Genomic DNA, 20,619 nt, shown 5'->3' with positions numbered 1-20,619 from the left:
GGCCGTTCCCCGGGCAACCGTTCCCCGCAGGACCGTTCCCCGTACGACTGTTCCCCGGGAGCCGTCACCGGACGGCTCCCGGGGACTCCCGCCCGCGACGTCACCGGACTTCGTTGTGCTCCGTGGCCGTTCCACCGGCCCCGGCCGCTCCACCGGTTCCGCCCGCCCTGCCGGCCCCGTCGGCGTTGGTGTCGAAGCGTTCGGTGCCGACCACACGGAGCAGTTCCAGGCATCCGGCCGCCGTGGTGCCGGGTGCCGGGGTGAACAGCAGCAGCCGCTGGTCCTCGGTCGGCGTCAGCAGCGCCTCGCAGTCCAGACTGATCGGGCCTATCGCCGGGTGCACCACGCACATCCGGCTGGTCCGACGCACAGCCACCTCGTGCAGCTCCCACAGCCGGGCGAACTCCTCGCTCGCTGCCGCGATCCGAGCCACCAGTGCCTCGGCCGCGGCATCCCGCGACCGCCGGGCCACCGCGGCCCGCAGGTCGGCGACGTGCACCCGGCTCCAGTGGTCGCGTTCCTCCTCCGGGTACGCCTGGCGCACCGTCGGGTCGGTGAACCAGCGCCAGACCACGTTGCGGTCGTCCTCGCGGAGCGAGCAGACACTGCCGAAGAGCGCGGTGGCCATGGCGTTCTGGGCGAGCAGATCGCCGAGGTCGCTGACGATCTGAGCCGGTGTCTCCTTCAGCTGGTCCAGCAGGTGGAGCAGCGCGGGGCGGACGTGCTCCCCGGCCTGTCGCCCGGCCGGTGGCCGATGCCCCGCCAGCAGGTGCAGGTGGTCCCGCTCGTCCTCCGACAGCCGCAGGGCCCGGGCGAGCGCGGCGAGCATCTGGACGGACGGCTGCGGGCCGCGGGCCTGTTCCAGGCGCGTGTAGTAGTCGGCCGACATGCCGGCGAGTTGCACGACCTCCTCACGGCGCAGGCCCGGCGTACGGCGGCGCGAGCCGGCGGGCAGCCCGACGTCCTGTGGGCTCAGCCGCTCGCGGGAGCGGCGGAGGAAGTCTGCGAGCTCACGACGGTCCATCTCCATGATCCCCATGATGCTGTGGCCGGAGGGCGGGTAGCCAGGGTCTGCCGATACCACCCTTCCCTGCCGGAGGTGAATGCCGCGGATCGTGCGACCCGGCAGCCACCGCGTCCCGCAGCCCCGGCCTCACAGCCGGACGTCGAGCCCCCCGCCGCTGCACCCACCGCACCCGGCCTTGCCCCGAACCCCATCGGCGAGCCGGGCCGACCACCGCCGATCCGCCGGCCCACTGCCCCGAGGGGTCCACCCGGTGCGTGGCCTCAGTCCTCCTCGCGCCAGCCGTCCTGGGCATCCGCGACGGCGTCGAGTTCGGCGAGCAGGGCGGGGGTCCAGCCGTCCTCGGGGGCCTCGAACACCAGCAGCCACTGGGCGTCCTCGGCGTCGTCCTCGCCGGCGAGCGCGTCCCGGACGAGCTCCGGATCGTCGAGGTCGGGGCAGCGGGCGACGAGGTCCTCGCGGGCCTCGTCGGCGGCGTCGCGGTCGGGTAGGACGAGCAGTTGGCGGGCACGGTTCTTGATCACCGCACCATTCTGCAACCGCCCGCAGGGGCGTACGGTCCGGGGGTGTCACCGCACCGTGCGATCCTGGTACGCGATGGCCAGGAAGAGTGCACCCGACGACCTGCTCGCCCCGCTGACCCTCGCGGTCGGCCAGGAGGAGCTGCTGCTCGACCGCGCCGTGGCCGAGGTGGTGGCCGCCGCGAAGGCGGCGGACCCCGACACCGACGTCCGGGACCTCGCGCCGGGCGCCCTGCAGCCGGGCAGTCTCGCCGAGCTGACCACGCCCTCGCTCTTCGCCGAACGCAAGGTCATCGTCGTCCGGGCCGCCCAGGACCTCTCCGCCGACTCGGTGAAGGAGGTCAAGGCGTACATCGAATCGCCCGCCGACGAGGTGATCATGGTTCTCGTCCACGCGGGCGGCGCCAAGGGCAGGGGACTGCTGGACGCGGCGAAGAAGGCCGGCGGCCGCGAGGTGCAGTGCGCCAAGCTGACCAAGAACGGCGACAAACTCGCCTTCATCCGCAACGAGTTCCGCCGGCTCGGCCGTGCGGCGGCCCCGGAGACCTGCCAGGCGCTGCTGGACGCACTCGGCAGCGACCTGCGCGAGCTGGCGGCCGCGTGCAGTCAGCTCACGGCCGACATCGAGGGGACGATCGACGAGGCCGCGGTCGCCCGCTACTACAGCGGCCGGGCCGAGGCCACCGGCTTCGAGGTGGCCGACCTCGCGGTGACCGGCCGCGCGGCGGAGGCGTTGGAACGGCTCCGCTGGGCCCTGGCCGTGGGGCAGCCGCCCACCGGCATCACCTACGCGCTGGCCTCCGGCGTTCGGAGCATCGGCCGACTGGCCTCCGCAGGCCGGTCGATGCGCCCCGCCGACCTCGCCCGCGAGCTCGGCATGCCGCCGTGGAAGGTCGACCGCGTCCGCCAGCAGATGCGTGGGTGGACGGGCGACGGCGTCGCCGCCGCCCTGACCGCCGTCGCCGAGGCGGATGCTGCCGTCAAGGGCGGTGGCGACGATCCCGCCTACGCCCTGGAACGCGCTGTGGTCGCCGTGGCCCGCGCGGCCCGATCCGGCGCCCGCCAGTACTGACGGTCACCCGCTACTGCCAAACACCTGCGGGTTGCCCGTCGGCAGCGGACTGCCACGGGTGGCACCGCCACGGGTGCCACCGCCGACGGTGGCACGGCCGACAGTGGCCCGGCCGACCCTCACACGGCCGACCCGCGACGCTGCCCGGCTGCCGCCTCAACCGCCGAGTGCCCGCAGCACCGCCCGGCTGTCGACCACCAGCGCCTGCCGGATCTGCTCCCGGTCCGGCACCGTCGTCTTGCCTTCCTGGAACGACCCCGACCAGCTCAGGTAGTACGTCAGGCCGCGATCCCTGACGTACAGCACATGGGTGATGTAGTGCCAGCCGGAGTCCGAACTGCTCGGGTCGTCCAGGTAGCCGAGGTAGGCCTCCTGCCCGAGATCGGGGACCGAGGTGATCTGGTACTTCCGCTGCTGCAGGCCCGACCGCTGCGCCTCGAACTCGGGCTCGGGGTCGACCGCCTTGTGCAACTGCGCCTCGACGTACAGGGAGACGTAGTCGGTGTCCGCACCGGTCTTCTTGAGGTACTGGCTGCAGTACATGTCGTCGAGGGCGGGATGCCGGGTCGCGTAGTGGTACGGCTTGCCGTACTGCGAGGGGTAGAGCTGCTCGAACGAGGTCAGCTTGGCCGTCGTGCAGATGTCGCTGACCAGGTGGTACGGGCCCGGACCCGGCGCCTTGCGTCCGGTGGCCACCAGCGAGGGCACCGTCAGCACGGCGGTGGCCCACACGGCGGACGCCACCAGGACGCCGCCCACCCCCCACAGCAACCCTCTTCGCGCGCCGCCACCGTTCGGACGCCCCGAGCCGGAACCCCCGGGAGCGGCCCCGCCGGTGGCGGTCGCCGCGCCGGCTCCGCGCATGCCGCCCGGCCCGACGGCTCCGCCCGGTGCCGCCACCCCGCCCGGCGCTGCCGTGCCGACTGCACCGCCGAAGCCGCTGTAGGGGCCGGGTCCGTACGGGCCGGGCCCGGTGGCGCGGGAGGCCCCGGTGTGCGGTGGCGGCGGTGGTGTCGACATCGGAGCCCCCAGTGGCCGTCCGGCGAGATGGTAGGACCGAACCATACCGGCCAGCAGGTCGTGACAGAGAGTTGCCGTTCGGCCGCACCGCGTGCCGTTTCCGTCGATGTTCGGTGATCGACGCCCGACGTCCCCTGCGGTCGAGGTCCCTGCGCTCGACGTCCCTGCGGTGCCGGCCTGGTGGTGCAAAAGCAGATTGCCCGCCCGGTGGGTACCGGACGGGCAATCTGTGAGGTGCCGGTGGACCGGCGCCTCGGTGGAGCTGTGTGTACCGCACCCGCGTGGCGAACGCAGGCCGCGTGCGGTACGGAGTCGTGCGTCTCGGGGCTCCGGGTAGAGGGCCGGTGCGTTCCGAGAGGGGTGGTCGACGGTGCGGGTAGAGGGCCACGATCTCGCCGACCTCCGGGGCGGGCCCGGGGTGGGGCCGTCACCGCCCGAGGCGGTGGGGTGTCCGCGACAATCAGGCGGCGTTGACCAGCTTGGTGATCGCCGACTTCTTGTTGGCGGCCTGGTTCTTGTGGATGACGCCCTTGCTGGCGGCCTTGTCGAGGGCCTTGGCGGCCTCGCGGGCCAGCACGGTGGCCTTCTCGTTCTCGCCGGCGGCAGCGGCCTCACGGGCCTTGCGGATCGCGGTCTTCAGCGAGGACTTGACGGCCTTGTTGCGCAGGCGCGCCTTCTCGTTGGTCTTGTTGCGCTTGATCTGGGACTTGATGTTCGCCACGAATGAGCCTCAGTCTGTGTGGAACGGTCTCGACGGGTTGCACCGGAGCGGCTTCGGACCAGCTGAGAGGGCATGCCGAAACCAGGTGCAGCGCCCCACGCTACCAGGGGCGGTCGGCCGTCCCCAAACCGGACGCCCCGCCGGATGCCCCACCGGGCTCCCCACCTGAGGGTGCCCCTTGGAACCCGCAGCGGGGGAGCCCCGTCCCGGCCGCGGGCCCCCGCCCCGCCGGAGGGGGCCGCTCATGAGGAGGCCGCGTCCCGTCACCGGTCCGACGGCCCGACTGGCCCGGCCGGTCCTGCCGTCAGCACCGGCTCCCCGTAGTGCTCCACCACGGGGAACGGCTCGTAGAAGTGGTGCAGCAGCTCCCGCCACCGCAGGTACTCGGCGGAGCCGCGGAAACCCTCGGTGTGGTCGGCGAGCATCTCCCACTCCACCTGCAGCAGGAAGCGCGAGGTGCCGCCCTCGTCCAGGCAGCGACGCAGCTCCAGCGAACGGAAGCCGCGCTGGACGGCGATCAGCGGCCGGGCCTCGGCGAAGGCCGCGAGGAAGGCCTCCTCCTCGCCGGGCCGGACGTTCAGCAGCGCGCTTTCGAGGATCATGGACGGCCATCCTTCCGGATCCCCGCGCCCTCGGGGAACGCCGCACCCGGGTGCGGCCCCGCACCCGACCCACCCCCGCCGAAGGGCCCGCGGACCGCCCCCGGTCGCACCTCCGACCGGCCCGCGGACCGCCCCCGACCCGTCTCCGACCCGTCTCCGACCCATCCCCGACCGGCTCGCCGCCACGGCGGCTCGGGCTCGTGGGAGGATAGGGAGAGCCATTATCGATCGGACGAGACCGTCCGGTCCCCGGGAAGCCGGTCAGCGATGACCTGGACACCCCGGCCCCCGGACCACACGGAGAATCGGACCAAGGTGCCCGCGACCCCCAGCAATGTGCCAGAGCCCAGCCGGACCGACCCGGCGGTGATCCGCAACTTCTGCATCATCGCCCACATCGACCACGGCAAGTCGACCCTCGCCGACCGGATGCTGCAGATCACCGGTGTTGTCGACCCGCGGCAGATGCGCGCCCAGTACCTCGACCGCATGGACATCGAGCGCGAGCGCGGCATCACCATCAAGTCGCAGGCCGTCCGCCTCCCGTGGGCGCCGAAGACCGGCGCGAACGCGGGCACCACGCACATCCTCAACATGATCGACACCCCGGGCCACGTGGACTTCACGTACGAGGTGTCCCGCTCCCTGGCGGCCTGCGAGGGCACCATCCTGGTGGTCGACGCGGCCCAGGGCATCGAGGCGCAGACCCTCGCCAACCTCTACCTGGCGCTGGAGAACGACCTCACGATCATCCCGGTCCTCAACAAGATCGACCTGCCGGCCGCCCAGCCCGAGAAGTACGCGGCGGAGATCGCGCACATCATCGGCTGCGACCCGGAGGACGTGCTCAAGGTCAGCGCCAAGACCGGCCTCGGCGTCGAGGACCTGCTGGACCACATCGTCGACAACATCCCGGCCCCGGTCGGCGTCAAGGACGCCCCGGCCCGAGCGATGATCTTCGACTCGGTCTACGACTCCTACCGCGGCGTGGTCACCTACGTCCGTGTGGTCGACGGCCAGCTGACCAAGCGCGAGCGCATCGCGATGATGTCCACCGGCGCCACCCACGAGCTGCTGGAGATCGGCGTCATCTCGCCCGAGCCGAAGGTCGCCGACGGCCTCGGCGTCGGCGAGGTGGGCTACATCATCACCGGTGTGAAGGACGTCCGGCAGTCCAAGGTGGGTGACACGATCACCTCCATGCACAAGGGTGCCACCGTGCCGCTCGGCGGCTACAAGGACCCGCGCCCGATGGTGTTCTCCGGCCTCTACCCGCTGGACGGCTCGGACTACCCGCTGCTGCGCGACGCCCTCGACAAGCTGCGCCTCAACGACGCCGCGCTCGTCTACGAGCCGGAGACCTCGGTGGCGCTCGGCTTCGGCTACCGCTGCGGCTTCCTCGGCCTGCTGCACCTGGAGATCATCCGGGAGCGCCTGGAGCGCGAGTTCAACCTCGACCTGATCTCCACCGCCCCCAACGTGATCTACCGCGTGATCATGGAGGACGGCAGCGAGCACACCGTCACCAACCCGAGCGAGTTCCCCACCGGCAAGATCGCCGAGGTGTTCGAGCCGGTCGTGCGCGGCACCATCCTGGCGCCCAACGAGTTCGTCGGCGCGATCATGGAGCTCTGCCAGTCCCGCCGCGGCAGCCTCCAGGGCATGGACTACCTCTCCGAGGACCGCGTCGAGCTGCGCTACACCCTGCCGCTCGCGGAGATCGTCTTCGACTTCTTCGACCAGCTGAAGTCCAAGACCCGTGGCTACGCCTCGCTCGACTACGAGCCCATCGGCGAGCAGTCGGCCAACCTGGTGAAGGTCGACATCCTGCTGCACGGCGACGCGGTGGACGCCTTCTCCGCGATCGTGCACAAGGACAAGGCCTACAACTACGGCGTCATGATGGCGGGCAAGCTGCAGAAGCTGATCCCCCGCCAGCAGTTCGAGGTGCCGATCCAGGCCGCCATCGGCTCCCGGGTCATCGCCCGCGAGACCGTCCGCGCGATCCGCAAGGACGTCCTCGCGAAGTGCTACGGCGGTGACATCTCCCGCAAGCGGAAGCTGCTGGAGAAGCAGAAGGAGGGCAAGAAGCGCATGAAGATGGTCGGCCGGGTGGAGGTCCCCCAGGAGGCCTTCATCGCCGCGCTGTCCACCGATGCGGAAGCCCCCAAGGAGAAGAAGTAGCGGTACCGCGTACGGCGGAGGCCGCCGCCCGGGCGAACCGGGTGGCGGCCTCCGCCGTTCTCCGCGCAGGGGGCGCGCTCACTTCACGTGCGTCTGGCTTCACGTGCGTCTCACTTCACGTGCGTGAGCTTCTCCGGGTTCACCACCACGTACGCCTCGGTGATCCGGCCGTCCGCGACGGTGAAGGCGATCACGCCGGCCACCACGCCCGGCGAGGAGTGGATCACCAGGCCAGGTTCGCCGTTGACCCGGGCGAAGGAGACCGTCGCCTCGGCGCTCATGAACTTCGCCACCAGGCCGACCACCAGCCGGGAGACCCGGTCGGCGCCGACGATCGGCCGCACGCCCGCGCTGACCACGCCGCCGCCGTCCGAGTGCCAGACGACGTCCGGGTCGAGCACCGCCAGCAGCGCCCGGAGGTCGCCGCCGGCCGTGGCCGCGGCGAAGGCGCTCACCGCCTGCCGGTGCTCGGCCGGGTCGACGGTGCTCCGGCGGCTGCCGTCCTTCACCCGCCGCCGCGCCCGGGAGGCGAGCTGGCGGGCGGCCTGAGGGCTGCGCTCCAGGGTGGCGGCGATCTCGTCGAAGCCGATCGAGAAGACGTCGTGCAGGACGAAGGCCGCTCGTTCGGCCGGGGTGAGCTGCTCCATCACGGTGAGCACCGCCATCGACACCGACTCGCCGAGCTCGGCGAGGTCGGCGGGGGAGCTCTCGTCGGCGACCAACGGCTCGGGCAGCCACTCGCCGTAGTACTCCTCGCGGCGCACCCGGGCCGAGCCGAGCTGGTCGTAGCAGAGCCGGGTGACCACGGTGGTGAGGAAGGCGCGGGGTTCGGCCACCGCGGCGCGGTCGGCGGACCGCCAGCGCAGCCACGCCTCCTGCAGCACGTCCTCGGCGTCGGCCACCGAACCGAGGAGCCGGTAGGCGACGGCGCCCAGGTAGCGCCGGTAGGTCTCGAACGGGTCGGCGAGCGCCGCATCGGTGTCGGTCACCCGGCCACGCTAGCGCGATCTTGCCCGGGCGGGACGGACGTCCGCCGCACCCACGGCCATGACCTGCCCCACAACACCGGCCCGGACACGCCTCGGGGGAGGCCCGGTGTTCCCGGACCTCCCCCGACGCCCGGCACGCCGTCGCGGCGGCCCGGCTCAGTCGACCTCGGCCACCGCCTCGGCGAACTGCGCCTGGTAGAGCCGCGCGTACGCGCCCTCCGCCGCGATCAGCCCGTCGTGCGAGCCCTGCTCGACGATCGAGCCGTTCTCCATCACCAGGATCACGTCGGCGTCCCGGATGGTGGAGAGCCGGTGCGCGATCACGAAGCTGGTGCGGCCGGTGCGCAGCCGCGCCATGGCCTTCTGGATGAGCACCTCGGTGCGGGTGTCGACCGAGCTGGTCGCCTCGTCCAGCACCAGGATGGAGGGCTGGGCGAGGAACGCCCGGGCGATGGTGATCAACTGCTTCTCGCCCGTGCTGACGCCGGTGCCCTCGTCGTCGATCACGGTGTCGTAGCCGTCCGGCAGGGTGCGGACGAAGCGGTCGACGTGGGCGGCCTTCGCGGCCTCCACCACCTGCTCGCGGGTGGCGCCCGCGGCGCCGTACGCGATGTTGTCGGCGATGGTGCCGCCGAACAGCCAGGTGTCCTGGAGCACCATGCCGATGCCGGAGCGCAGCTCCTCACGGGACATCGCGGCGATGTCGACCCCGTCCAGGGTGATCCGGCCGCCGCTGACCTCGTAGAACCGCATCAGCAGGTTGACCAGGGTGGTCTTGCCCGCGCCGGTCGGGCCGACGATGGCGACGGTCTGGCCGGGCTCGACCTTCAGCGACAGGCTCTCGATGAGGGGCTTCTCCGGCTCGTAGCTGAAGGCGACGTCCTCGAAGGCGACCCGCCCGGCCAGCTCCGCGGGGCGCTCCGGCATGGCCGGCTCCGGGGTCTGCTCGGGGGCGTCGAGCAGTTCGAAGACCCGCTCCGCGGAGGCCACGCCGGACTGCACCAGGTTCGCCATCGAGGCGACCTGGGTGAGCGGCTGGCTGAACTGCCGGGAGTACTGGATGAAGGCCTGCACGTCGCCGATGGAGAGCGCGCCGCTCGCCACCCGCAGACCGCCGACCACCGCGACCAGCACGTAGTTGAGGTTGCCGATCAGCATCATGGCCGGCTGGATGATGCCGGAGATGAACTGGGCCCGGAAGGCGGAGTCGTACAGCGCCTCGTTCTCGCGGGCGAAGACCTCCGCGGCCTCCTTCTGGCGGCCGAAGGTCTTCACCAGGGTGTGGCCGGTGTACATCTCCTCGATGTGGGCGTTGAGCGCACCGGTCGTCTTCCACTGGGCGACGAACTGGGGCTGCGCCCGCTTGCCGACCCGGGCGGCGACGACGACCGACAGCGGCACCGAGATCAGTGCGATCACGGCCAGCAGCGGGGAGATCCAGAACATCATGCCCAGCACGCCGACGATGGTGAGCAGGGAGTTCACCACCTGGCCCATGGTCTGCTGCATGGACTGGCCGATGTTGTCGATGTCGTTGGTGACCCGGCTGAGCACCTCGCCGCGGGGCTGGCGGTCGAAGTAGCTGAGCGGCAGCCGGGCGATCTTCGCCTCGACGTCGGCGCGCAGCCGGAAGACCGTCCGCTGGATGGCGGTGGTGGCGAGCCTGCCCTGGACGATGCCGAAGACGGCGGAGGCCACGTAGATCGCCAGCACCCAGAGCAGCACGGTGCCGATGGCGTCGAAGTCCATGCCCTGGCCGGGGGTGAACGGCACGGTGGAGAGCATGTCGGCGATGCCGCCCTCGCCCTTCGCCCGGAGCCCCTCCAGCACCTGCTGCTTGGTGGCACCGGCCGGGGCCTGGGCGCCGACCACGCCGGCGAAGATCAGGTCGGTGGCGTGGCCGAGGACGTACGGGCCGGCGACCGCGCAGCCGATGCTGACGGCGCCGAGCGCGAGGACGCCGTACAGCAGCGGGCGTTCCGGGCGGAGCAGGCCGAGCACTCGCCGGCCGGAGCCCTTGAAGTCCATGGACTTCTCGGCGCCCTGGCCGCCCATGAAGCGGCCGGGTCCGGCAGGGCCGCGCCGGGCGGCGGCCTCCTGCGAGGCGCTGCGCTGGGGCTTCTGGCCGGGGGTGGTCACGCCGCCTCCTGTTCGGTGAGCTGGGAGAGGACGATCTCCCGGTAGGTCGGGTTGTCGGCCATCAGCTCCCGGTGGGTGCCACTGCCGACGACGGCGCCCTCGTCGAGCACGATGATCCGGTCCGCGTCGCGGATGGTGGAGACCCGCTGGGCGACGATGACGACCGTGGCGTCGGAGGTCTCGCTGGCCAGGGCCCGGCGCAGCTTGGCGTCGGTGGCGTAGTCGAGGGCCGAGAAGGAGTCGTCGAAGAGGTAGATCTCCGGCTTGCGGACGAGCGCGCGGGCGATCGCCAGGCGCTGCCGCTGGCCGCCGGAGACGTTGGAGCCGCCCTGGGAGATCGGGGCGTCCAGGCCCTCCGGGAACTTCTCGACGAACTCCTTGGCCTGGGCGGTGGCCAGTGCCTCCCAGAGTTCGTCGTCGGTGGCCTCGGGCCGGCCGTAGCGGAGGTTGGAGGCGACGGTGCCGGAGAAGAGGTAGGGCTTCTGCGGGACCACGCCGATGACCTCGGACAGCCGGGACGGGTCGATCTCCCGGACGTCCACGCCGTTGACCAGGACCTGGCCGCCGGTGGCGTCGATGAGCCGGGGGACGAGGCCGAGCAGGGTGGACTTGCCGGAGCCGGTGGAGCCGATGATCGCGGTGGTCTCGCCGGGGCGGGCGAGGATGTCGATGCCGCGCAGGACGGGCGCCTCGGCGCCGGGGTAGCGGAACTCGACGTCGCGCAGTTCCAGCCGGCCGCGGCCGTCGAGCTCGGTCACCGGGGCGGTGGGGGCCACGATGCTCGACTCGGTGGTGAGGACCTCCTGGATGCGCTCGGCGCAGACCTCGGCGCGCGGCACCATCATGAACATGAAGGTGGCCATCATGACGCTCATGAGGATCTGCATGAGGTAGGAGAGGAAGGCCGTCAGCGCGCCGATCTGCATCCCGCCGCTGTCGATCCGGTGGGCGCCGAACCAGAGCACGGCGACGCTGGAGATGTTCACCACGGACATCACGGCGGGGAACATGAAGGCCATCAGGCGGCCGACGCGCAGCGACACGTCGGCGAGGTCCTGGTTGGCGCCGCCGAACCGCTCCTGCTCGTGGCCGTCCTTGACGAACGCCCGGATCACCCGGATGCCGGTGATCTGCTCGCGCAGTATGCGGTTGACGCCGTCGATGCGCTGCTGCATGCCGCGGAACTGCGGGCGCAGCTTGCGGACCAGCAGGACGACCACGATGCCGAGCAGCGGGACGACGGCGAGCAGCAGCGCGGAGAGCGGGACGTCCTGGTTGAGCGCCATGACGATGCCGCCGACGCACATGATGGGCGCGGCCACCATCAGGGTGAACGCCATCAGCACCAGCATCTGGATCTGCTGGACGTCGTTGGTGGTGCGGGTGATCAGCGAGGGGGCGCCGAACTGGCCGAGCTCGCGGGAGGAGAAGCCCTGGACCCGGTCGAAGACGGTGGCGCGGATGTCCCGGCCGATGCCCATCGCCGTCCGGGCGCCGAAGTAGACGGCGCAGATCGAGCAGACCGCCTGGGCGAGCGAGACGGCGATCATCACGCCGCCGATCTGCAGGATGTAGCCGGTGTCGCCCTTGATCACGCCGTTGTCGATGATGTCGGCGTTCAGCGTGGGCAGGTACAGGGCACCGATGGTGGAGACGAGCTGGAGGAGGACCAGCAGCAGGATCGGTTGGCGGTAGGGCCCCAGGTGGGCCCGCAACAGTCTGATCAGCACCGTGACACTCTCGTCCTCGACGCGGATGCGCGCATCCTCATTTAGGTCTACTCGCGACTGGGTATTTCGTGCTAGGACCGCCCCAGTCGCCGGGGCGGACCCTCCTGCACTGCAGCTCCGACGGTGTGCCAGCTGTCCGGACCCCCTTACGGAACGGCCGATCACGCCCTAGGCTGCTGCCTGGTTCTTGTTACTTGCTGGTTAACAAGGCGGGCCGGGCCAGGCTGCCCCCACGGCCGCCCGTCCCTCACCCTCGGCCACCCGCCCCCCGGAGGTCCTCGTTGAGTTCCGTGCAGTCCATGATCGAGCGGCGTCCGCCCTCCGTGGCCCATCTCTTCCTCAGCAGGGTAAGGGCCACGCCCGACGGTGAGGCCTACCGGTACCCCGTGCCGGTCGACGAGCATGCCGCCGACGGCGCGCCCGGTGCCGAGCAGTGGCGCTCGCTGACCTGGGCGCAGACCGCGGAGCGGGTCAGAGCGGTCGCGGCGGGCCTGATGTCGCTCGGTATCGAGGCGGAGGACCGCGTGGCGGTCTCCTCGACCACCCGGGTCGAGTGGATCATCGCGGACCTCGGGAACATGTGCGCCGGCGCTGCCACCACCACCGTGTACCCCAGCACCAATGCGGACGAAACGGCGTTCATCCTCGCCAACTCGGCCAGCCGGGCGATGTTCGCCGAGAACGAGAAGCAGCTCACCAAGGCGGTCGAGCGGAAGGCCGAGCTGCCGGCCCTCGAAACGGTGATCCTCTTCGACGCCCCCGCCGGTGAGCCGGAGACGGCCGGGCTGACCGTGATCACCCTGGCGGAGCTGGAGGAGCGCGGCGCCGCGTACCTCGTCGACCATCCCGACGCGGTCGACAAGGCCGTCGACGCGCTGGAGCCCGAGCAGCTCGCCACCCTCATCTACACCTCCGGCACCACCGGCCGCCCCAAGGGCGTGCGCCTGGTGCACGACTGCTGGTCCTACGAGGGCCTGGCCCAGGAGGAGAGCGGGCTGCTGCGCGCCGACGACGTGCAGTTCATGTGGCTGCCGCTGTCGCACGTCTTCGGCAAGACGCTGATCTCCGGCCAGATCGCCACCGGCCACGTGATGGCCGTGGACGGCCGGGTGGACCGGATCATCCACAACCTGCCGGTGATCCGCCCGACCCTGATGGCCTCCGCCCCGCGCATCTTCGAGAAGGTCTACAACGGCATCGCGGGCAAGGCCCGGGCCGAGGGCGGCGCCAAGTACAAGATCTTCCAGTGGGCCGCCAAGGTCGCCCGCGACCACGCCCGCACCACCCAGGCCAACCAGATCGCCACCGGCCGGGCCACCGCGCCGTTCGCGCTGGACCTCCAGCACAAGATCGCCGACAAGCTGGTCTACGCCAAGATCCGCGCCGCGTTCGGCGGCCGGATGCGCGGCTCGGTCTCCGGCAGCGCCGCGCTCGCCCCCGAGATCGGCTTCTTCTTCATGGGCGCCGGTGTGCCGATCCTGGAGGGCTACGGCCTGACGGAGACCTCCGCCGGCTCCACCGTCAACCGCGACGGCGCGACGCGCGTCGGCACGGTCGGCCTGCCGCTGCCCGGCACCGAGGTCCGGATCGCCGAGGACGGCGAGATCCTGCTCCGCGGCCCCGGCGTCATGCGCGGCTACCACCAGCTGCCCGAGCAGACCGCCGAGGTGCTGGAGCCGGACGGCTGGTTCCACACCGGCGACATCGGCGAGCTCGACAAGGACGGCTACCTGCGGATCACCGACCGCAAGAAGGACATGTTCAAGACCTCCGGCGGCAAGTACGTCGCCCCCAGCGAGGTCGAGGGCAAGTTCAAGGCCATCTGCCCGTTCGTCAGCAACATCCTGGTCATCGGCAACCAGCGGAACTTCTGCACCGCGCTGATCGGCCTGGACGAGACCGTGCTCATGCCGTGGGCCGCCGAGCACGGCCTGGCCGGCAAGGGCTACGCCGAGGTGGTCGCCGCACCGGAGACCCAGCGGCTCATCGAGGGCTTCGTGACCCGCCTCAACGGCGAGCTGCAGCGCTGGCAGACGATCAAGAAGTTCACCCTGCTGCCGCGCGACCTGGACATCGAGCACGGCGAGCTGACCCCCAGCCTCAAGATCAAGCGGCCGGTGGTCGAGCGCGAGTACGCCGACGCCATCACCGAGATGTACGCCGGATCCAACGAGGCCTGACCGGACCCGCACCAGGTGTGACGTCCGCCGTCCCGTACGGCTCCGGGGCAACCCGAGCCGTACGGGACAATGGGGTCATGCCCTCCGCACTCCCCGACGGCGAACCGGTGCCGTCCGACGGCTCGCTGCCCGCCCACGCCCTCACCGGGCTCGGCACCCGGCCGTTCGGCTTCTACCTGCACGTGCCGTACTGCGCCAGCCGCTGCGGCTACTGCGACTTCAACACCTACACCGCCACCGAACTGCGCTCCTCCGGCGCGGTCGCCTCGCAGGAGACGTACGCCGACAACGTGATCGCCGAGATCCGGCTCGCCCGGAAGGTCCTCGGCGACGCCGACCTGCCCGTGCGGACCGTCTTCCTCGGCGGCGGCACCCCCACCCTGCTGCCCGCCCGCGACCTGGTGCGGATGCTCGCCGCGCTCCGCGAGGAGTTCGGGCTCGCCCCGGACGCCGAGGTCACCACCGAGGCCAACCCGGAGTCCGTCGGCCCCGCGTACCTGGCCGAGCTGCGCGAGGGCGGCTACAACCGGATCTCCTTCGGCATGCAGAGCGCCCGCAAGCACGTCCTGCAGGTGCTCGACCGCCACCACACCCCCGGCCGCCCCGAGGCCTGCGTCGCCGAGGCCCGCGAGGCCGGCTTCGACCACGTCAACCTCGACCTCATCTACGGCACCCCCGGCGAGTCCGACGACGACTGGCGGGCCTCGCTCGACGCCGCGATCGGCGCCGGCCCCGACCACGTCTCCGCCTACTCCCTGATCGTCGAGGAGGGCACCCGGCTCGCCGCCCGCGTCCGCCGCGGCGAACTCCCGATGATCGACGACGACGTGCACGCCGACCGCTACCTCATCGCCGAGGACGCCCTCGGCCGGGCCGGCTACTCCTGGTACGAGGTCTCCAACTGGGCCACCACCCCCGAGGGCCGCTGCCGGCACAACGAGCTCTACTGGACCGGCGCCGACTGGTGGGGCGCCGGGCCCGGCGCCCACAGCCACGTCGGCGGCGTCCGCTGGTGGAACGCCAAGCACCCCGCCGCCTACGCCCAGGCCCTCGCCGAGGGCCGCACCCCCGCCCTCGGCCGGGAAGTGCTCGCCGAGGAGGACCGCCGGGTGGAGCGCGTCCTGCTGGAACTGCGCCTGGTCGACGGCTGCCCGCTCGACCTGCTCACCGAGGACGGCCGCAAGGCCGCCCTGCGCGCCCTGGAGGAGGGCCTGCTCGACCCCGACGCACACGCCGCCGGCCGGGCCGCCCTGACCCTGCGGGGACGCCTGCTGGCCGACGCCGTCGTCCGCGACCTCGTCGACTAGAAGGGCTGACCGCGTAGGGCGCGTGGAGGTACCCCACGCGCCCCTACGGGGTCTCCGTCGCCGTCACGAAGTCGATCAGTTCTTCGACGCGGCCGAGCAGGGCGGGGTCGAGGTCGCGGTAGGAGTCGACCGAGGCGAGGATGCGGCGCCAAGCCGCGGGCGGGTCCACCGGCCAGCCCAGCCGGCGGCAGACGCCCTCCTTCCACACCTCGCCGCGCGGCACCTGCGGCCACGCCCCGATGCCCACCGCGGCGGGCTTCACGGCCTGCCAGACGTCGACGTACGGGTGGCCCACCACCAGCACCGCGTCGCCGGAGACCCGCTCGGCGATCCGGTGCTCCTTGGTGCCCGGCAGCAGGTGGTCGACCAGGACGCCGAGCCGCCGGCCCGGACCCGGGGCGAACTCCGCCACGATCGCCGGCAGGTCGTCGACGCCCTGCAGGTACTCCACGACGACGCCCTCGATCCGCAGGTCGTCGCCCCAGACCCGTTCGACCAGCTCCGCGTCGTGCCGCCCCTCCACGTAGATCCGCGACTCCCGGGCGACCCGGGCGCGTGCCCCCGGCACGGCGATCGACCCGGAGGCGGTCAGCCGCGGCCCGGCGGCGGGCGCCGGCGCGGAGGGCCGCACCAGGGTCACCACGCGGCCCTCCAGCAGGAAGCCGCGCGGCACCATCGGGAACACCCGGTGCTTGCCGAACCGGTCCTCCAGGGTGACCGTCAGGCCCTCCGCGGTCTTCTCGCAGCGCACCACCGCCCCGCAGAAGCCGGTCGCCGCCTCCTCCACCACCAGGTCCCGCTCGGCGGGCACCTCCGGAGCCGGCTGCTGCCGCTTCCACGGCGGGGTCAGATCGGGGCCGTACTGCCTGCTGCGCATGGACGGGAGTCTACGAGCCCGACACCCGGTCATCCCCCGTCCGGCGCAAGGCGTGCCGGGCCCGCCCCCGCGCCCCCGAGAGCCCCCGCACGCGGTGGAGGAGCCGTGGGCCTCAGTCGGTGAGGCCCGGGGCGCCCCAGACCGGGAACCAGCGGGAGAGGTCCGACTCCAGTCGCAGGTCGTTCCCGAGCATCGCCTTGACCTGCAGTTCCAGCGGGCTGTTGCGCTTCTCGCCGCCGCCCGGCATCGGTGCGAACGGGTAGAAGGTGCCCCGCTTGTAGAGGTAGACCAGTGCCAGCGAGCGGCCCTCCGCGTCGCGGAAGCCCACCAGCGAGCACAGCAGTTGCGGGCCGAAGCCGTGCGCCTCCAGCTCGCTGTTGACCGCGTGCAGGTCGTTCACCAGGTCCGGCAGCTCGTCCGGGGTGTGCCGGGCGAGCAGCCAGGAGTACCCGTAGCCGTCCCGGGAGCCCTCCACCGGGACGCCGCCCCGGTCGGTGTCGGCGTCCAGCAGGGCCCGGACCTGCTGCTTCACCTCCTCGAAGGCGCCGCCCTCGACGGCCGCGAAGCAGACCGAGCCGAGCCCGGTCGGCCGGAACCCGGCCGCCGCCTCCAGGGTCAGCGCGGCCGACGGGATGCCGAACAGCTGGTCCAGGTCCGGCTTCACCGGCTTGCTCCGGCCCAGCAGCGCGTCCAGGAATCCCACGGTGCGGTCCTCTCCGGCCGTCAGCGGCCGAGCTCGGCGGAGATCCGGGCCAGCTGCTCCAGCCGCTTCTCCAGCGAGGGGTGGGTGGAGAAGAGCTGGGTCGCGGCCTCCCGGGCGCTCAGCGCCGGGGCGAAGTAGAAGGCGTTGTACGGCTGGGCCTTGCGCAGGTCCTCCGTCGGGATCGCGGCGATCTGCCCGGTCACCTTCGTCAGCGCCGAGGCCAGCGCGCTCGGCCGGCCGGTCAGCTGGGCCGCCGAGCGGTCCGCCGCCAGCTCCCGGTAGCGCGACAGCATGCGGGTCAGCAGGAAGCTCAGCGCGTACACCACCATGCTCACCAGCGGGACGATCACCAGGGCGATCGCCGTGTTCGGGTCGTTGCTGTTGCGGTTGTTGCCGAGGAATCCGCCGTACAGGGCGATCCGGGTGGTCACGCCGGCCAGCACGCCGAGGAAGCCTGCCACCGTCATCACCGCCACGTCCCGGTGCGCCACGTGCGAGAGCTCGTGCGCGAGGACGCCCTCCAGCTCCTCCGGCTCCAGCCGGCGCAGCAGGCCGGTGGTCACGCAGACCACGGCCTTCTCCGGTTTGCGGCCGGTGGCGAAGGCGTTCGGCATGTCGTTGCGGGCGACCGCGACCCGCGGCTTCGGCATGTCGGCCAGCGCGCACAGCCGGTCGATCGTGCCGTGCAGCTGCGGGTACTCCTCGGGGGACGCCTCGTGGGCGCCCATCGCCTTCTCGGTGATCTTGTCGCTGAACCAGAACTGCACGACGAACAGCCCGCCCGACAGCAGCAGGACGAGCGGCCAGGCGCCGCGCAGTATGACGATCAGCAGCCCGGTGAACCCCACGTAGACCAGGCCGATGAGGAACATCGTCGTGACCATCCGGCCGGTGAGGCCGCGGTCCGGCGCGAAGCGGGAGTGCTGCCGTGACGACGACATCGCTGCTCCTTCGGTAGCTCGCTGCCTTCGATGCTGCCACTCACCGGCGCGCCGGGCACTGCCCGCGGCCCCGAGATCGGTCGAGGATCACGCGGGAGGCCCGTTCCTGCCGTCGGGGGTGGGCCTTACACTGGCAGGTACGAATCTGGCACTCTGCCTTCCGGAGTGCCAAGGGTCGGATCGGTCACCAGGTCCAACGGGCGAAGACGGAGGTGCGTGCCCCGTGGCCAACGAGCGCAGGGACGAGCGTCTCATCGACACGCGTGCTGGCGTGCGCCCGCTCGACGAGCGCAGGCTCGCCGTGCTCCGGGCGATCGTCCAGGACTACGTGGGCACCGAGGAGCCGGTCGGGTCCAAGGCACTCGTCGAGCGGCACAACCTCGGCGTCTCGCCGGCGACGGTCCGCAACGACATGGCGGCGCTGGAGGAGGACGGCTTCATCCACCAGCCGCACACCAGCGCCGGCCGCATCCCCACCGACAAGGGCTACCGCCTGTTCGTCGACCGGCTGGCCGAGGTCAAGCCGATGACCGCGCCCGAGCGGCGCGCGATCCGGCACTTCCTCGAGGGCGCCGTCGACCTGGACGACGTCGTCGCCCGCACCGTCCGGCTGCTCGCCCAGCTCACCCGGCAGGTCGCCGTGGTGCAGTACCCGTCGCTGACCCGCTCCACCGTGCGGCACATCGAACTGGTCGCGCTGGCACCCGCGAAGGTGATGCTCGTCCTGATCACCAACACCGGTCGGGTGGAGCAGCGCATCGTCGACTGCCCCGGCCCCGTCGGCGAGACCGTCCTGGCGGACCTGCGGGCCAAGCTCAACGCCAACGCGTCCGGCCGCCGGCTGCCGGACGTCCCCGCGGCGCTGGAGGACCTGCCGAACGCCTTCGAGCAGGGCGACCGGCCGGTCGTCTCCACCGTCCTCGCCACGCTCTTCGAGACCCTCGCCGAGCAGAACGAGGAGCGCATCATGCTGGCCGGCACGGCCAACCTGACCCGCTTCGGGCACGACTTCCCGCTGACCATCCAGCCGGTGCTGGAGGCGCTGGAGGAGCAGGTGGTGCTGCTGCGCCTGCTGGGTGAGACCGCGGAGTCCGGGATGACCGTCCGGATCGGCCGCGAGATCGACTACGAGGGCCTCAATTCCACGTCCGTGGTCTCCGTCGGTTACGGTTCGGGCGACCAGAGCGTGGCAAAGCTGGGTGTGATCGGTCCGACCCGGATGGATTACCCGGGCACAATGGGGGCGGTGCGAGCGGTGGCACGGTACGTGGGTCAGATCCTGGCCGAGTCGTAACAGCGTGCTGCGCCAGGCGGCGCAGCCGGTCGGACGCAAGCACTTCCAGAAGCGGAACAAGCGGAGCATTTGGTGGCCACGGACTACTACGCGGTACTCGGCGTCCGACGGGATGCGGGGCAGGACGAGATCAAGAAGGCGTTCCGGCGCCTCGCACGCGAACTGCACCCGGACGTCAACCCGGACCCGAAGACCCAGGAGCGGTTCAAGGAGATCAACGCCGCGTACGAGGTCCTCTCCGACCCCGCCAAGCGGCAGGTCTACGACCTCGGCGGCGACCCGCTGTCGCCGAACGGCGGCGGTGGCGCCGGGGCGGGCGGCTTCGGCGCCGCGGGCTTCGGCTTCTCCGACATCATGGACGCCTTCTTCGGCGCCGCCGGCGGCCAGCGCGGCCCCCGCTCGCGGACCCGCCGCGGCCAGGACGCCATGATCCGCCTGGAGATCACCCTGGAGGAGGCCGCCTTCGGCACCACCAAGGAACTCCAGGTCGACACCGCCGTCACCTGCACCACCTGCTCCGGCGAGGGCGCCGCACCGGGCACCTCCGCGCAGACCTGCGACATGTGCCGCGGCAAGGGCGAGGTCTCCCAGGTCACCCGGTCCTTCCTCGGCCAGGTCATGACCTCCCGCCCCTGCCCGCAGTGCCAGGGCTTCGGCACCGTCGTGCCGACCCCGTGCCCGGAGTGCGCCGGCGACGGCCGCGTCCGCGCCCGCCGCAACCTCACCGTCAAGATCCCCGCCGGTGTCGACAACGGCACCCGGATCCAGCTGGCCGGCGAGGGCGAGGTCGGCCCCGGCGGCGGCCCGGCCGGCGACCTGTACGTCGAGATCGCCGAGACCAGCCACGCGGTGTTCCAGCGCCGCGGCGACGACCTGCACTGCACCGTCACCATCCCGATGACGGCCGCCGCGCTCGGCACCCAGGTGCCGCTGCAGACCCTCGACGGGCTGGAGGAGGTCGACATCCGGCCCGGCACCCAGTCCGGGCAGTCGATCCCGCTGCACGGCCGGGGCATCACGCACCTGCGCGGCGGCGGCCGGGGCGACCTGATAGTGCACGTCGAGGTGCAGACGCCGACCAAGCTCGACCCGGAGCAGGAGGAGCTGCTGCGGCGGCTCTCCATGCTGCGCGGCGAGGAGCGCCCGTCCGGCCAGTTCGCACCGGGCCAGCAGGGCCTCTTCTCCCGCCTCAAGGACGCCTTCAACGGTCGCTGACCAACGCCGGCCACCAAGGTGCCGCTGCAGACCCTCGACGGGCTGGAGGAGGTCGACATCCGGCCCGGCACCCAGTCCGGGCAGTCGATCCCGCTGCACG

Annotated in this window: 17 protein-coding genes; 6 read left to right on the top strand and 11 right to left on the bottom strand. The window is 71.9% G+C overall.

All coding sequences use genetic code 11. The features are described 5' to 3' along the window. Positions 1-100 precede the first annotated feature (100 nt). Positions 101-1,030: a helix-turn-helix transcriptional regulator gene (locus tag AB0442_RS26475; RefSeq protein WP_366165843.1), complete on the bottom strand. Its 930-nt coding sequence runs from the start codon at positions 1,028-1,030 to the stop codon at positions 101-103. 257 nt (positions 1,031-1,287) lie between these two features. Next, positions 1,288-1,548, bottom strand: a complete 261-nt coding sequence (locus tag AB0442_RS26470) for a hypothetical protein (RefSeq protein WP_344625661.1) — start codon at positions 1,546-1,548, stop codon at positions 1,288-1,290. Between the two features lie 73 nt (positions 1,549-1,621). Here AB0442_RS26470 and holA point away from each other — a divergent pair, with 73 nt between their 5' ends. Further along, positions 1,622-2,617: a DNA polymerase III subunit delta gene (holA, locus tag AB0442_RS26465; RefSeq protein WP_366165841.1), complete on the top strand. Its 996-nt coding sequence runs from the start codon at positions 1,622-1,624 to the stop codon at positions 2,615-2,617. A gap of 156 nt (positions 2,618-2,773) precedes the next feature. On the opposite strand, the gene AB0442_RS26460 is transcribed toward holA, so the two are convergent. The 3 genes from AB0442_RS26460 to AB0442_RS26450 all read right to left on the bottom strand — a co-directional run bounded on the left by AB0442_RS26460 (position 2,774) and on the right by AB0442_RS26450 (position 4,960). Continuing rightward, a complete protein-coding gene (locus tag AB0442_RS26460) occupies positions 2,774-3,361 on the bottom strand; it encodes a hypothetical protein (RefSeq protein ID WP_366165840.1) in 588 nt (195 codons plus the stop codon). A 736-nt stretch (positions 3,362-4,097) separates the two neighbouring features. Continuing rightward, the gene (rpsT, locus tag AB0442_RS26455; protein WP_030270581.1) at positions 4,098-4,358 is read right to left on the bottom strand and encodes a 30S ribosomal protein S20; all 261 of its coding nucleotides are present in this window, start codon (positions 4,356-4,358) and stop codon (positions 4,098-4,100) included. A 263-nt stretch (positions 4,359-4,621) separates the two neighbouring features. Further along, positions 4,622-4,960, bottom strand: coding sequence for an antibiotic biosynthesis monooxygenase (locus AB0442_RS26450; RefSeq protein WP_366165839.1), 339 nt, complete (start codon positions 4,958-4,960; stop codon positions 4,622-4,624). Between the two features lie 315 nt (positions 4,961-5,275). Here AB0442_RS26450 and lepA point away from each other — a divergent pair, with 315 nt between their 5' ends. Beyond that, entirely contained in the window at positions 5,276-7,144 is a 1,869-nt protein-coding gene (gene lepA / locus AB0442_RS26445; protein WP_363540061.1) for a translation elongation factor 4, read from the top strand. Between the two features lie 110 nt (positions 7,145-7,254). On the opposite strand, the gene AB0442_RS26440 is transcribed toward lepA, so the two are convergent. The 3 genes from AB0442_RS26440 to AB0442_RS26430 all read right to left on the bottom strand — a co-directional run bounded on the left by AB0442_RS26440 (position 7,255) and on the right by AB0442_RS26430 (position 12,002). Beyond that, the gene (locus tag AB0442_RS26440; RefSeq protein WP_366165838.1) at positions 7,255-8,133 is read right to left on the bottom strand and encodes a sigma-70 family RNA polymerase sigma factor; all 879 of its coding nucleotides are present in this window, start codon (positions 8,131-8,133) and stop codon (positions 7,255-7,257) included. Between the two features lie 156 nt (positions 8,134-8,289). Next, positions 8,290-10,188 (bottom strand): ABC transporter ATP-binding protein, encoded by a 1,899-nt coding sequence (locus AB0442_RS26435; RefSeq protein ID WP_366165878.1) that lies wholly within the window; start codon positions 10,186-10,188, stop codon positions 8,290-8,292. Positions 10,189-10,268: 80 nt separating this feature from the next. Next, positions 10,269-12,002: an ABC transporter ATP-binding protein gene (locus AB0442_RS26430; protein WP_366165837.1), complete on the bottom strand. Its 1,734-nt coding sequence runs from the start codon at positions 12,000-12,002 to the stop codon at positions 10,269-10,271. Positions 12,003-12,283: 281 nt separating this feature from the next. Between AB0442_RS26430 and AB0442_RS26425 the strand changes: the two genes are divergently transcribed. Further along, a complete protein-coding gene (locus AB0442_RS26425; RefSeq protein ID WP_366165835.1) occupies positions 12,284-14,182 on the top strand; it encodes an AMP-dependent synthetase/ligase in 1,899 nt (632 codons plus the stop codon). 77 nt (positions 14,183-14,259) lie between these two features. Continuing rightward, entirely contained in the window at positions 14,260-15,489 is a 1,230-nt protein-coding gene (hemW, locus tag AB0442_RS26420) for a radical SAM family heme chaperone HemW (RefSeq protein ID WP_366165833.1), read from the top strand. Between the two features lie 43 nt (positions 15,490-15,532). Here hemW and AB0442_RS26415 read toward each other — a convergent pair whose 3' ends face one another. From AB0442_RS26415 to htpX, 3 genes are all read right to left on the bottom strand, one after another. Further along, a complete protein-coding gene (locus AB0442_RS26415; protein ID WP_344625652.1) occupies positions 15,533-16,366 on the bottom strand; it encodes a DUF3097 domain-containing protein in 834 nt (277 codons plus the stop codon). Positions 16,367-16,478: 112 nt separating this feature from the next. Beyond that, the gene (locus AB0442_RS26410; RefSeq protein WP_363540050.1) at positions 16,479-17,069 is read right to left on the bottom strand and encodes a hypothetical protein; all 591 of its coding nucleotides are present in this window, start codon (positions 17,067-17,069) and stop codon (positions 16,479-16,481) included. A gap of 20 nt (positions 17,070-17,089) precedes the next feature. After that, on the bottom strand, positions 17,090-18,010 hold the full coding sequence (gene htpX / locus AB0442_RS26405) for a zinc metalloprotease HtpX (RefSeq protein ID WP_363540048.1): 921 nt from the start codon (positions 18,008-18,010) through the stop codon (positions 17,090-17,092). Positions 18,011-18,281: 271 nt separating this feature from the next. Between htpX and hrcA the strand changes: the two genes are divergently transcribed. Then, positions 18,282-19,304, top strand: coding sequence for a heat-inducible transcriptional repressor HrcA (hrcA, locus tag AB0442_RS26400; protein ID WP_344625687.1), 1,023 nt, complete (start codon positions 18,282-18,284; stop codon positions 19,302-19,304). 72 nt (positions 19,305-19,376) lie between these two features. After that, positions 19,377-20,519, top strand: a complete 1,143-nt coding sequence (gene dnaJ / locus AB0442_RS26395) for a molecular chaperone DnaJ (RefSeq protein WP_263105448.1) — start codon at positions 19,377-19,379, stop codon at positions 20,517-20,519. Positions 20,520-20,619 lie beyond the last annotated feature (100 nt).

This window comes from Kitasatospora sp. NPDC085895 (genome assembly GCF_040702125.1).
Lineage (GTDB): Bacteria > Actinomycetota > Actinomycetes > Streptomycetales > Streptomycetaceae > Kitasatospora > Kitasatospora arboriphila.
The sequence above is the reverse complement of the archived record's forward strand: the minus strand, read 5'-3'. Positions and strand labels throughout refer to the sequence as shown.

Excerpts from the sequence above, each read along its gene's own strand:
- holA (WP_366165841.1), top strand. The coding sequence starts at position 1,622 with ATGGCCAGGAAGAGTGCACCCGACGACCTGCTCGCCCCGCTGACCCTC.
- hemW (WP_366165833.1), top strand. The coding sequence starts at position 14,260 with ATGCCCTCCGCACTCCCCGACGGCGAACCGGTGCCGTCCGACGGCTCG.
- AB0442_RS26475 (WP_366165843.1), bottom strand. The coding sequence starts at position 1,030 with ATGGAGATGGACCGTCGTGAGCTCGCAGACTTCCTCCGCCGCTCCCGC.
- AB0442_RS26435 (WP_366165878.1), bottom strand. The coding sequence starts at position 10,188 with ATGGGCGGCCAGGGCGCCGAGAAGTCCATGGACTTCAAGGGCTCCGGC.
- htpX (WP_363540048.1), bottom strand. The coding sequence starts at position 18,010 with ATGTCGTCGTCACGGCAGCACTCCCGCTTCGCGCCGGACCGCGGCCTC.
- AB0442_RS26450 (WP_366165839.1), bottom strand. The coding sequence starts at position 4,960 with ATGATCCTCGAAAGCGCGCTGCTGAACGTCCGGCCCGGCGAGGAGGAG.
- AB0442_RS26415 (WP_344625652.1), bottom strand. The coding sequence starts at position 16,366 with ATGCGCAGCAGGCAGTACGGCCCCGATCTGACCCCGCCGTGGAAGCGG.